This is a genomic window from Saccharothrix ecbatanensis (genome assembly GCF_014205015.1).
Classification (GTDB): Bacteria; Actinomycetota; Actinomycetes; order Mycobacteriales; family Pseudonocardiaceae; genus Actinosynnema; species Actinosynnema ecbatanense.
In genome coordinates, this window is sequence record NZ_JACHMO010000001.1 from 6,697,367 (window position 1) to 6,710,094 (window position 12,728).

12 protein-coding genes are annotated in these 12,728 nt (G+C 69.8%); 6 read left to right on the top strand and 6 right to left on the bottom strand.

The genetic code is table 11. The features are described from left to right. Positions 1–6: 6 nt before the first annotated feature. From sdhC to F4560_RS28675, 4 genes are read left to right on the top strand one after another with little or no spacing between them, the layout of a single operon-like run. Complete coding sequence (gene sdhC / locus F4560_RS28660; RefSeq protein ID WP_184925132.1) at positions 7–432, top strand: succinate dehydrogenase, cytochrome b556 subunit; 426 nt, start codon at positions 7–9, stop codon at positions 430–432. Positions 433–434: 2 nt separating this feature from the next. Further along, the gene (locus F4560_RS28665) at positions 435–848 is read left to right on the top strand and encodes a succinate dehydrogenase hydrophobic membrane anchor subunit (RefSeq protein WP_184925135.1); all 414 of its coding nucleotides are present in this window, start codon (positions 435–437) and stop codon (positions 846–848) included. A 24-nt stretch (positions 849–872) separates the two neighbouring features. Continuing rightward, a complete protein-coding gene (gene sdhA / locus F4560_RS28670; protein WP_184925138.1) occupies positions 873–2,624 on the top strand; it encodes a succinate dehydrogenase flavoprotein subunit in 1,752 nt (583 codons plus the stop codon). Beyond that, positions 2,624–3,406: a succinate dehydrogenase iron-sulfur subunit gene (locus F4560_RS28675; RefSeq protein WP_184925140.1), complete on the top strand. Its 783-nt coding sequence runs from the start codon at positions 2,624–2,626 to the stop codon at positions 3,404–3,406. The genes sdhA and F4560_RS28675 overlap by 1 nt, the downstream gene beginning before the upstream one ends. Before the next feature lie 189 nt (positions 3,407–3,595). On the opposite strand, the gene F4560_RS28680 is transcribed toward F4560_RS28675, so the two are convergent. Next, complete coding sequence (locus tag F4560_RS28680; protein WP_312869529.1) at positions 3,596–4,888, bottom strand: D-alanyl-D-alanine carboxypeptidase family protein; 1,293 nt, start codon at positions 4,886–4,888, stop codon at positions 3,596–3,598. 60 nt (positions 4,889–4,948) lie between these two features. Here F4560_RS28680 and F4560_RS28685 point away from each other — a divergent pair, with 60 nt between their 5' ends. After that, positions 4,949–5,191: an SCO4848 family membrane protein gene (locus tag F4560_RS28685; RefSeq protein ID WP_184925142.1), complete on the top strand. Its 243-nt coding sequence runs from the start codon at positions 4,949–4,951 to the stop codon at positions 5,189–5,191. A 25-nt stretch (positions 5,192–5,216) separates the two neighbouring features. Beyond that, on the top strand, positions 5,217–5,564 hold the full coding sequence (locus F4560_RS28690; RefSeq protein WP_184925145.1) for a hypothetical protein: 348 nt from the start codon (positions 5,217–5,219) through the stop codon (positions 5,562–5,564). Between the two features lie 103 nt (positions 5,565–5,667). Here F4560_RS28690 and yhjD read toward each other — a convergent pair whose 3' ends face one another. The 5 genes from yhjD to F4560_RS28715 form a co-directional block, all read right to left on the bottom strand. Beyond that, a complete protein-coding gene (gene yhjD / locus F4560_RS28695; RefSeq protein WP_184925148.1) occupies positions 5,668–6,684 on the bottom strand; it encodes an inner membrane protein YhjD in 1,017 nt (338 codons plus the stop codon). Between the two features lie 54 nt (positions 6,685–6,738). Next, positions 6,739–7,722: a tryptophan--tRNA ligase gene (gene trpS / locus F4560_RS28700; protein WP_312869872.1), complete on the bottom strand. Its 984-nt coding sequence runs from the start codon at positions 7,720–7,722 to the stop codon at positions 6,739–6,741. A 106-nt stretch (positions 7,723–7,828) separates the two neighbouring features. Continuing rightward, complete coding sequence (locus F4560_RS28705) at positions 7,829–8,113, bottom strand: hypothetical protein (protein ID WP_184925151.1); 285 nt, start codon at positions 8,111–8,113, stop codon at positions 7,829–7,831. Positions 8,114–8,274: 161 nt separating this feature from the next. Continuing rightward, positions 8,275–10,758, bottom strand: a complete 2,484-nt coding sequence (locus F4560_RS28710) for a bifunctional FO biosynthesis protein CofGH (RefSeq protein WP_221484787.1) — start codon at positions 10,756–10,758, stop codon at positions 8,275–8,277. A gap of 110 nt (positions 10,759–10,868) precedes the next feature. Next, positions 10,869–12,551, bottom strand: a complete 1,683-nt coding sequence (locus F4560_RS28715; protein ID WP_184925156.1) for a TIGR03767 family metallophosphoesterase — start codon at positions 12,549–12,551, stop codon at positions 10,869–10,871. Positions 12,552–12,728: the final 177 nt, after the last annotated feature.

Sequence of the window (12,728 nt, forward strand, 5' to 3'; positions counted from 1 at the left end):
TTGCGCATGGCCGGCACCACCGCACCCGAGCGGGCGGGCACCCGTAAAGGGGTCGGAACGCTCTACCGCGGCGACCTGGGGATGTGGTCCTGGGTCGCGCACCGCATCACCGGTGTGTTGACGTTCTTCTTCCTGTTCGCGCACGTCCTGGACACCGCACTGGTGCGGGTGTCCCCGGACGCGTACGACAAGGTCATCGAGACCTACAAGAACCCGATCGTCAACCTGTTCGAGGTCGGCCTCGTCGGCGCGGTCCTCTACCACGCGCTCAACGGCATCAGGGTGCTGCTCGTCGACTTCTGGGCCAAGGGCCCCAAGTACCAGAAGCAGATGCTGTGGGCGATCCTCGGCGTCTGGGTGCTCGTGATGATCCCCGGCACCTACTTCATGCTGGTCCGCACGGTGTCCAACCTGCTCGGTGGGGGTCACTGACCATGAGTGAACCGCTCATCCTCGACAAGCCGCGCTCGCCTCGCCGCCCGGCCGCCCGCCGCAGCAACTTCGAGCTGCACAGCTGGCTCTTCATGCGCATCTCCGGTGTGGCGCTCGTCGTGCTCGTGCTCGGGCACCTGTTCATCATGAACGTGCTCGACGGCGGCGTGCACCGGATCAACTTCGGCTTCGTCGCCGGCCGGTGGGCCTCGCCGTTCTGGCAGTTCTGGGACCTGGCCATGCTGTGGCTGGCCCAGATCCACGGCGGCAACGGCCTGCGCACCGTGATCAACGACTACGCCCGCAAGGACGCGACCCGGTTCTGGCTCAAGGTGCTGCTCTACGTCTCGATGGTGCTGATCATCGCCCTCGGCACGTACGTGATCTTCACCTTCGACCCGAACATCACCGACTGACCCGCCGCGGGGAGTACCAGAGCCATGCAGTTCCACAAGTACGACGTCGTGATCATCGGTGCCGGCGGCGCCGGTATGCGCGCGGCGATCGAGTCCGGCCAGCGCGCCCGCACGGCCGTGCTCACCAAGCTGTACCCGACCAGGTCCCACACGGGCGCCGCGCAGGGCGGCATGTGCGCCGCGCTGGCGAACGTGGAAGAGGACAACTGGGAGTGGCACACCTTCGACACGATCAAGGGCGGCGACTACCTGGTCGACCAGGACGCCGCCGAGATCATGGCGAAGGAGGCCATCGACGCGGTCCTCGACCTGGAGAAGATGGGCCTGCCGTTCAACCGCACGCCCGAGGGCAAGATCGACCAGCGGCGGTTCGGCGGCCACACCCGCAACCACGGTGAAGCGGCCGTGCGCCGGGCCTGCTACGCGGCCGACCGCACCGGCCACATGATCCTCCAGACGCTGTACCAGAACTGCGTCAAGCACGGCATCGAGTTCTTCAACGAGTTCTACGTGCTCGACATCTGCATGACCGAGACCGCCGACGGCCCGGTCTGCACCGGCGCGGTGGCCTACGAGCTGGCGTCCGGCGAGATCCACGTGTTCCAGGCGAAGTCCGTGGTGTTCGCCACCGGCGGCTTCGGCAAGGTCTTCAAGACCACGTCCAACGCGCACACGCTCACCGGCGACGGCATGGGCATCGTGTTCCGCAAGGGCCTGCCGCTGGAGGACATGGAGTTCTACCAGTTCCACCCGACCGGTCTCGCGGGCCTGGGCATCCTGTTGACCGAGGGCGCGCGCGGTGAGGGCGCAATCCTCCGCAACGGCTCCGGCGAGCGGTTCATGGAGCGGTACGCGCCGACCATCAAGGACCTCGCGCCGCGCGACATCGTGGCCCGGTCGATGGCGTTGGAGGTGCTGGAAGGCCGCGGCGCCGGTCCGAACAAGGACTACGTGCTGCTGGACTGCACGCACCTCGGCGCCGAGGTGCTGGAGACGAAGCTCCCCGACATCACCGAGTTCGCCCGCACGTACCTCGCGGTCGACCCGGTGAAGGAGCCGGTGCCGGTCTACCCGACCGCGCACTACGCGATGGGTGGCATCCCGACCAACGTGCACGGCGAAGTGCTGCGGGACAACGACAACGTCGTGCCGGGCCTGTACGCCGCCGGCGAGTGCGCCTGCGTGTCCGTGCACGGCGCGAACCGCCTGGGCACCAACTCGCTGCTGGACATCAACGTGTTCGGCCGCCGCGCGGGCATCGCCGCCGCCGAGTACGCGTTGGCGCACGACCACGTCGAGCTGCCGGAGAACCCCGCCGCGCAGGTCGAGGCGCAGGTGGCGCTGGTCCTGTCCGAGCACGGCGAGGAGCGCGTGGCGGACATCCGCACCGAGCTCCAGGCCACGATGGACGCCAACGCGTCGGTGTACCGCACCGAGGACACGCTCAAGACGGCGCTGCACGACGTGCAGGCGTTGAAGGAGCGGTACCAGCGGATCACCGTGCAGGACAAGGGGAAGCGGTTCAACACCGACCTGCTGGAAGCCGTCGAGCTGGGCTTCCTGCTGGAGCTGGCCGAAGTTCTCGTCGTGGGCGCGCTGGCGCGCAAGGAGTCCCGCGGCGGCCACGCGCGTGAGGACTACCCGAACCGCGACGACACGAACTTCATGCGCCACAGCATGTACTACAAGCAGGGCGACGGCTTGGCGGCCGACATCCGGCTCGACTACAAGCCCGTGACGTTCACCCGGTACCAGCCGATGGAGCGCAAGTACTGATGACCGCTACCGCTGAAGTGTCCACCGGCTCGCGCGGGAACCAGCCCCCCGTGCCGGACGGCGCGATCACCGTCACCCTGAAGGTGCGCCGGTTCAACCCGGAGTTCGACGACGAGCCGCGCTGGGACTCGTTCGAGGTCCCGGCCCTGCCGTCGGACCGCGTGCTGAACCTGCTGCACTACGTGAAGTGGTACCTGGACGGCACGCTGACGTTCCGCCGGTCGTGCGCGCACGGCATCTGCGGGTCGGACGCCATGCGCATCAACGGCGTGAACCGGCTGGCGTGCAAGGTGCTGCTGAAGGACCTGCTGGCGGCGAAGGGCAAGCCGACCACGATCACCGTCGAGGCGATCAAGGGGCTGCCGGTCCACAAGGACCTGCTGGTCGACATGGAGCCGTTCTTCGAGGCGTTCAAGGCGGTCAAGCCGTACCTCATCACGTACGGCAACGAGCCGACGCGTGAGCGGCTCCAGTCCGCCGCCGACCGCGAGCGGTTCGACGACACCACGAAGTGCATCCTGTGCGCGGCCTGCACCACGTCGTGCCCGGTGTACTGGACCGACGGCTCGTACTTCGGGCCCGCGGCGATCGTGAACGCGCACCGGTTCATCTTCGACAGCCGGGACGAGGGCGCCGAGGAGCGGCTGGACATCCTGAACGACGTGGACGGCGTGTGGCGCTGCCGGACGACGTTCAACTGCACCGACGCCTGCCCGCGTGGCATCCAGGTCACGAAGGCCATCCAGGAGGTCAAGCGCGCCCTCCTGTTCAAGCGCATCTAACCCAACCCCGCGTGAGTCCTACGTTCAGAACGCGCGAGTCGTACCTTCAGAACCACCGTGTCCTACGTTCAGGACCCCCGAATTCAACGCTCAGAACAAACGATCTTGTACTGAGCGTTGAATTCGGGGTACGCGAACGTAGGACTCACGCGTTCTGAACGTAGGACTCACGGGGCCTGAACGTAGGACTCACTGGTTTTGTTGGCGGGCGGCGCGGGCGGCCTTGGCGCGGCGGTTGCGCAGGTACATCAGCAAGGCGAGGACGAGGCCCAGGCCGGCCACGGCGGTGATCGGGCCGCCGACGTTGCCGAACGCCGTCTGCATCGCCGTCGCCTTCTGGGCGGTGTTGTCGGGCGAGCTGTTGGCGACCTCGCCGACGCCCGCGCTGGTCGGCGTCGTGGGCCGCGGCTCCGTCGTCTTCTTCTTCGCCTGCGGCGCGCCCTCTACCAGCCGGCCGACCGGGTTGGCCGACGCCGCGGCCTCCAGGTTGAACCCGTAGTCCAGCAGCCGGGCCGCCTGGTCGATGATCCGGACGGGCTGCTGCTGACCGCGCAGCAACACCACGACCAGCCGCTTCCCGTTCCGCTGCGCCGCACCCACGTACGTGTGCTGCGCGTCGTCGGTGAACCCGGACTTCCCGCCCAGCGCACCCTGGTACGTGGTCAGCAGCCGGTTGTCGTTGACGATCGGCACGGTCCCGTTGCCGTTGGCCGCCGGGAAGTCGATCCGCTGCGTCATGACGGCCTTGACGAAGTCCGGGTACTTCATCGCCTCACGGAAGATCAGCGCGACGTCGTAGGCCGACGTGGACGTGCCCGGCGCGTCCAGCCCGGACGGCGTCACCGCCCGCGTGTCCAACGCGCCCAGCTCGGCGGCCAGCGCGTTCATCTTGCGGATCGCCGAAGGCACCCCGCCCAGACGACGGGCCAGCGCGTGCGCCACGTCGTTCCCGGACGCCATCACCAGCGCCTGGAGCATCTGCTCCACGGTGTACTCGGCGCCGTTGCGCAGCCCGATGCAGGTGCACTCCTGCGCGATGTCCTCGGGCGTCGCCGCCACGGTCGAGGTCGGCGCCAGCTCCTTGGCCACCACCATCGCCAGCAGCACCTTGATCACCGACGCGGGCCGCTGCCGGCCATGCGGGTCGAGACCCGCCAGCACCGCGGCGCTGTCGATGTCGGCCAGCAGCCAGCTCTTGGCCGTGATGCCGTCCGGCAGCGCGGGGGCGTTGGGCGGCAGCACCAAGCCGCACTCGCCGAGCCGATCGCCACCGATCGGACTCTCCGGCACCTCCAGGGGCCGGGGCGGCTGTTCGCCGGGGGCCGGCTGTTCGGAGGCGTCCACCGGTGGAGGCGGTGACACCTTGTTCTCGCAGGCCGGCTGGGCTACGGCGACCGGCGCAGCCGCGAACACCGCGGTGGCCATCAGCGCGCAGGCAGCCACGACCAGGGCAACAGGCCGTCGGAACGCGGAGGAACGCACGCGCCCAGGCTATCCACCCCGGATGAGTGACCTGCACCCGCCACGTCGGATACTGCTCCGGTGAAGCTCTCCCGAGGCATGTCCGCGTTCCTGCTTGCCTTCGGGGTGTGGTCCTGGGTGATCTGGCCGACCTTCCTGCGCAACATCTGGAAGGACCCGCGCTCGTGGGACGCCGGCCCGACCGCGTTCTTCACCGTCCACCTGGTGCTCGTTGTCGCGTCGCTCACATTCGGCACGGTCATCGGCGTGTTGGGCGTGCGCGGCCTGCGTGCCCTGCGTGCCGCCAGGAAGAGCACCGAGTAACCCACCACACCTTGGAGGCTCCGCCGTGGAGTTCGTGCGCCTACTGCTGCTGTTCCTGCACCTGCTCGGCATGGGCATGCTCGTCGCCATGTTCTTCGTCCAGCGCCGGATGGGCGCGGACGCCCCGCTGAACAAGGGCTGGCTGCACAGCAGCGCGCTGCAGCTTCTGACCGGCGTGGCGCTGGTCGGCCTGGCCCCGCTGACCGACCAGGACTACAACCACATCAAGGTCGGCGTGAAACTGCTGGTCCTCGTGGCCATCGGCGTTCTGGTCGCGGTGAACCTGAACAAGGCGAAGCCCGCCACGTGGCTCACCCCGGCCCTCGCCGGCTTGGTGGTCGTCAACACCGGTGTCGCGGTTTTCTGGACCTGAGCCCAGGGTCGGCCGAGTCCTGGGTCAGCCGAGTCCTGGGTCAGCCGAGTCCTGGGTCGGCCGAGTCCTGGGTCAGCTGAGCCCGGGTCACCTGAACCCGGAGTCAGCGGCGGCGGAACAGCGCGCCCAGCAGCAGCCCCGCGCCGACCAGACCGGCGGCGGCGCGAGGGCTGGGGCCGGACCGCACCTCCACCACCGGCCGGATCACGGCGGGCGGCGGGGCGGGCGGCACGTCACGCGCCAGGTTCTCCCGCGCCGTGGCCGTCCACGCCGTGATGAACAGCAGGAACTGGGCCACCAGGTTCGCGAACACCAGCACACCGATGATCGGGCCGAACGCCGCGCCCGCCGGTGACGTGGTCACGCTGGTCAGGTAGATCGTCGCCACCTGCTTCAGGATCTCGAACCCGACGGCCGCCGCCACCGCGCCCTTGACCGCGCTGCGCCACCCCACCGGCTCACGGGGGAGCTTGGCCAGCACCCACAGGAACACCAGCCAGTTCGCCACCAGCGCGAGCACGATCGTGCCGACCTTCAGCAGCGCCTCGGCCCACCACACCCCGTCCAGCCCGACCCACCGCAGCACCAGCTCGGCGAACCCGGTGCCGACCGCCGTCAGGCCGAACGACACCACCAGCGCCAGCCCGAGGGTGACCAGGGCGAGCAGGTCCTTGACCGCCGTCTTGATGACCGGCAGATCTGCCTTCGCGTGGCCCCACTGCGCGGTCAACGCGTCGCGCAGGTTGCTCATCCAGCCGAGGCCGGAGTAGGCGGCGGTCAGCAGACCCAGCACGCCCACCGTGCCCTTGGACTCGATCGCCTGCTCGACCACGTCGTTGATGGTGGCGCCGAGCGAGCCGGGCACCGCCTCCGCGATGCCGGCCTTCAGCTCGTCCAGCAACTGGGGCTGCGAGGCCAGCACGAAACCGGCGACGGCGAACCCGATCATCAGCATGGGCACCAGCGACAGCACGCTGAAGTACGTCACGGCCGCCGCGTAGTGCGCCCCGTACTGCTTGCTGTACCGCTCGGCGGCACGGAGCAGGTGGTCGATCCACGGACGCTGCGCGCGCAGCCGGTCGAGCTTCGACTCGCCCTTGGCCGCTTCCTCTTCCGCCACACGAAAACGCTAGTCCGAGCGGTGATCACCCGCCAGTCGGGATCACCGCCGGGCTCAGTCGGTCGCGGTGAGGAAACCGATCCGGTCGTAGGCCCGCGCCAGCGTCTTGGACGCCACCGAACGCGCCCGTTCGGCGCCGCGCGCCAGCACCTTGTCCAGCTCGGCGGTGTCGTCCAGGTACTCGGCCACCCGAGCCTGAACCGGCGTGACGAACTCGGTGAACACCTCGCCCAGGTCCTTCTTCAGGTCCCCGTAGCCCTTGCCGTCGTAGTCCGCGACCAGCGACTCGACGGACCGCCCGGTCAACGCCGAGAAGATCACCAGGAGGTTGCTCACCCCGGCCTTCGCGGCCGGGTCGTACACGATCTCACGCCCGGTGTCCGTGACCGCCGACCTGATCTTCTTGGCGGACCGCTTCGGGTCGTCCAGCAGCTCGACCACGCCCGCGGGCACGGACTTCGACATCTTCGACGTCGGGTCCTGGAGGTCGTAGATCTTGGCGGTGTCCTTGACAATGTATGGCTCGGGCAGCCGGAACGTCTTGCCGTACCGGGTGTTGAACCGCTGCGCCAGGTCCCGGGTCAGCTCCAGGTGCTGGCGCTGGTCCTCGCCGACCGGCACGTGGTGCGCCTGGTAGAGCAGGATGTCCGCGGCCTGGAGGATCGGGTACGTGAACAGGCCGACGCCGACGGACGCCTCCTGCCGCGCCGACTTGTCCTTGAACTGGGTCATCCGGCCGGCCTCGCCGAACCCGGTCATACACTGCATGACCCAGCCGAGCTGGGCGTGCTCGGGCACGTGCGACTGCACGAACAGCGACGAGCGGTCCGGGTCGATGCCCAGCGCGAGCAGCTGCGCGGCGGACACGCGGGTGTTCTGCCGCAGCACCTTGGGGTCCTGCTCGACGGTGATCGCGTGCAGGTCCACGACGCAGTAGAACGCGTCGTGCGTGTCCTGCAACGCCACCCACTGCCGGAGCGCGCCGAGGTAGTTGCCGAGGTGGAACGACCCGGCGGTCGGCTGGATGCCGGACAGCACCCGGGGACGGCTCACCGGAGCGGCGTTGCCGACGGGCTCGCCGGCGTTCGCGGCGACGTTCTCAGCGGAGTTTTCGACGACCACGGGAGTGATTCTCCCAGGCCGATCAGACCCCGGTGGTAGCGGGCCGCACCTCGATCGGATCGGCTCCGGCCACGGCCGTCTCGACGGCGGGCTGCTCGGAGGCCGCACGGACCACCGCGACCCTCCGGCGACGGACCAGACCGGCGACCAGGCCGATCACGCCGAACGCCACCGCGCCGATGCCGACCGGAGCCTCCAGCGAGACCAAGGCCGCCTCCGAACCGTCGGCTGCCTCCGCCACACCTCCGATGACCAGGGATGACGCCGCGCCCAGGAGCACACCCGGAACCACACCGCGACCGCGCACTGCCCAGCCTCCTCACCAACACCGTGTCACCCACGGTGGGGTGAACCTTGTTGACGGACGGCCGCGAACCTACCGAAGCTGTGGGGCTGGGGTGTTCAGTTCAGGTAAACGCGACCGGCGGCAGAGTAACCACCGCCGATCACGCGGTTCACCCCAGGGGGTTACCTCACCGGGCCGACTCGGCCATATGTCGTAGTGCGCTGCCGGGCCGGCCGACCGGCCAGAGCCGCGGTCGCGTGCAGTTCGACGGCGGTGCGCGCGGAGCCGTGCTCGGAGCCCGCCATGCGGCTGATGGTCTCCTCCATGAGCGTCCCGCCCAGGTCGTTGGCGCCGCCGCGGAGCACTTCGGCGGTGCCCTCGTCGCCGAGCTTGACCCACGAGCACTGGACGTTGTCGATCCGCCCGTGCAGGGCGAGCCGGGCGAACGCGTGCACGGCCCGGTTGTCCCGCCGGGTGGGGCCTGGACGCGCCACGCCGGCCAGGTAGATCGGCGCGTTGCGGTGCACGAACGGAAGCCCGACGAACTCGGTCAGCCCGCCCGTCCGGTCCTGCAAGGCCGCCAACGTCCGGAAGTGGCCGAGCCAGTGGCCGGGGTGGTCGACGTGGCCGTACATCATCGTGGACGACGAGCGGATGCCCACCTCGTGCGCGGTGGCGACGACTTCGAGCCAGGTCGCGGTGGGCAGCTTGCCCTTGGTCAGCACCCAGCGGACGTCGTCGTCCAGGATCTCGGCGGCGGTGCCGGGAATGGTGTCCAGGCCCGCATCACGCAGCTCGGTCAGCCACTCGCGCACGCTCACGCCCGCCTTGGCCGCCGCGCTGACGATCTCCATCGGGCTGAACGCGTGGACGTGCATGCCGGGGACCCGTGCCTTGATCCCGCGCACGACGTCGGCGTAGTAGGTGACCGGCAGCTTGGGGTCGATGCCGCCCTGCATGCAGACCTCGGTGGCGCCCGCGTCCCACGCCTCCTGCGCGCGGTCGGCGACCTCGACGACGGACAGCCGGAACGCGTCGGCGTCCCGCTCGCGCTGGGCGAACGCGCAGAACCGGCAGCCGACGTAGCAGACGTTGGAGAAGTTGATGTTGCGGTTGACCACGTAGGTGACGTCGTCGCCGACCACCTCGGCGCGCAGCTCGTCGGCGAGCCTGGTCATGGTCTCCAGGGCCGCGCCGTCCGCGGTCAGCAGCGCCATCGCCGCGTCCGTGTCGTCCAGGATCTTCGTCGGATCGGACTCGGCGAGCCTGAGCGCGCGTGCCGCGTCCTCGGGCAGTCGCTCGACGGCCTTGGGGACGGTCAACGACGCCCAGTCGCCGTAGACGCTGTCGAAGTCGCCACGGCGGTCCTCAGTACGGCCTTCGGTGTCGATGGCGGTGTTCAGGTCGGCCCGGCCGTAGGTGTCGAGCCCGCCGTCCGGCTCCTGCCACTCGCGGCCGACGACCGGAGCGTCCGGGTCGGCCAGCCCGTCCTCCCCCGCCAATGCGGAGACGTGCGCGGTGAGCCGGGTGTCGATCCACTGCCCGACGGTCGCGTTCACGTACCGCGGGTAGACGGCGAGGCGTTCCTTCAGGTCGTACCCGGCTTCACGGGTGTGCGCGGCGAGCGCGTCCACGTTCGGCCACGGCCGTTCGGGGTTGACGTGGTCGGGCGTCACCGGCGACACGCCGCCCCAGTCGTCGATGCCCGCGCGCAGCATCAGGCCGAACTCGCCGCCGACCAGGTTCGGCGGCGCCTGCACGCTCGTGGACGACGGCATCACCAGCCGCGCCACCGCGATCGTCGCGGCGAGTTCGTGCAGGTCGGCGTCCGGCATCCCGCGCATCGCGGTGTCCGGCTTCGCCCGGAAGTTCTGGATGATCACTTCCTGGATGTGCCCGTACTGGCGGGCGATTCCACGCATCGCCAGCAGCGAGTCGGCCCGTTCGGTGATCGTCTCGCCGATGCCGATCAGGATGCCGGTGGTGAACGGCACGTTCACCCGTCCCGCGTCGGTGAGCACCCGCAAGCGAACCGCCGGGTCCTTGTCCGGGCTGCCGTAGTGCGCGCCGCCCGGCTCCGACCACAGCCGCTCGGCGGTCGTCTCCAGCATCATCCCCATGCTGGCCGCGACCGGCCGCAGCCGCTGCAACTCCTCCCAGCTCAGCACGCCGGGGTTGAGGTGCGGCAGCAGGCCGGTCTCCTCCAGCACGGCGATCGCGCTGGCCCGCACGTAGTCGAGGGTCGACTCGTAGCCCCGTGCCTCCAGCCACTCGCGTGCCTGGGGCCAGCGCTCCTCCGGCCGGTCGCCCAACGTGAAGAGGGCTTCCTTGCAGCCTTGGGCGGCGGCACGGCGGGCGATGTCCAGCACCTCGTCCCGCTCCAGGAACGCGGCGGGCAGCCGGTGCGGGACGGTGGCGAACGTGCAGTAGTGACAGCGGTCCCGGCACAGGCGGGTCAGCGGGATGAACGCGTTGCGGCTGTAGGTGACGACGCCCGGTCGTCCCTCCGCCAGCAGGTGGGCGTCACGCACCCGGCCCGCGGCCTCCAGCAGCACGTCCAGGTCGTCACCGCGGGCGTGCAGCAGCACGGCGGCCTCGGTGACGTCCAGTACCGCGCCGTCGGCGGCACGGCGCAACGCGCGTCGCATCGCCGAAGCGCTCGGCATCGGGTCCGGCGGGGTGATCGAGATGTCCACGGCCACGACAACGACCTTAGGTGGCGAAAATTCCTGATCACCGCCGGAGTGACCTCCGGCACTGCGCGCAGACGGACGCGTCAGCGGACCGGCGCCCTCCCCGCGACGACCAGTTCGGTGTTGCGATCGGTCACCGCGCCGACCGCCGCCGGGTTGGCGTGCGGGTCGTTGAACGCGAACTCCCGCCCCAACGAGGCGAGGCCGCGCGGGGAGAAGTCGTCGTAATCCGCCTGGTAGGGCGCGTCGCCCTCGACCAGCGTGGTGAACAGGGACAGCGTGCCGTCGCCGTTGTCCGCGAGTTCGATGATCCGGGCGTGCTGCGGGTGGTCGACGTGGGCGGCGGTGTTGATCTCCCAGAACGCCCGGTCGCCGGCGCCGTGCGGGACGATCCGGTTCTCGTGGGTGTGGCCGTTGACCCACGCGACCACGTTCGGGAAGCGGCCGAGGAGGGTGACCAGCGCGTTGCCGTCCAGGCGCGGGTCGAGCGGGCGGCGGCGGTCCGGGAGGACGTTGCCCATGGTCCAGCTGGTGTGGTGGCTGAAGAGGATGAAGATCTCGTCGGTGACGTCCTGGCGGTGGCGGAAGCCGAACACGTCGTAGTAGCGGGAGCTGTTGCGCTTCAGGGTCCGCTCCAGCCAGAGGTACTGGTGCAGGCCGATCGAGCCGTCCGCGAAGCCGGCGGTGGTCGTGGTGTCGAGGCTGACGCCGGTGACGCCGGGTGCGATGCGGAACGTGTAGAAGACGTCGACGCCGTCCGCGTTGGCCGGGGTGAAGCCGTGACCGTGCGGGCCGGGGCCGGTGTTGCGCGGGTCGAGGTGGGCCTGGACGAACTCGGCGGTGGTGAACGGCCGGCGGCGGGCGTCCGGGGTGACGGTCCGGACCAGGCCGCCCTCGGCGAGGACCTGTGCGGCGTCCGGCACGTGCGCGGGGTCGGTCATGGCGCGGACGAGTCGCTGGACCTGCGTGTCGCCGAAGCCCATGATCTTGCGGTTCGAGGTGTAGAGGGCGTCGATCGGCGGGATGCCGTCGGGCAGCGAGCCGACCACGCTGTCGTCGTGGTTGCCGAACGTGCAGTACCAGGGGATGCGCAGGCCGGGGCTGTCGAACGGGCGGATCGCGGCGTCGAGCAGGCCGGGGACGTGCGGGAAGCCGGTGGCCTTGTAGTCGTCGGGCTGGGTGGAGTGCGGGTTCCAGTAGGTCTTGGCGCCGGAGTCCTGCACGCCTTCGTAGCGGGTCGGGTCGCCGGTGTTGGCGGTGATCCGGCCGCCGTTGAGGACGGTGAGGAACCAGTCGAGCTCGACCAGTTCGTGGTTGTCGGTGTTGTCGCCCGTGGTCATCATGAAGTCGATCGGACGGCCGGTGAACGGGCCGGTGCGGATGGCGTTCACCTTGTGGACGAGAGCGGTCGACGTGTGCTGGGCGAGGGTTTCGTGCGCGCGGAAGGCGCCGGAGCCGAGCAGCGGGTGGGTGTACTCGAAGCGGGCCGGGCTCTGCGTGTCGACCATGTGCATGTCGGTGAACTGGACGAAGCAGGCGAGCGACGTGCGCCGATCCGAACGTCCCGCGTCCGGTGTGGCGAGGTCGGGCCGGACCACCAACGGCCACCCGGGGCCTGCCTGGAGCCTCCGGTACCCGGCGTTGCCGACCGCCGTCGCCGCCGCGTCCAACGTCGTGCCCGTGGTGGCCCAAGCCGGCCCACCCCACAGCAACACCGCCCCGGCCGCACCCGTCGCCTGGAAGAAACGCCGCCGGCTGATCCCCATCGACCGCTCCCCACGTCTCGGTTGTCGTGAAAAGTTCTCACGAACCAGGGGGCACGTCACGAACTCGGGGTGAAGTGCGGCCGAACGAGCGAAGTCGATCGTCGGGTGGATCGGTTCCGTTGCCGGGCAACGTGGTGTGCCGGATGTTGAGCTGGGCGAACTTGCGCTTAGCTGCCT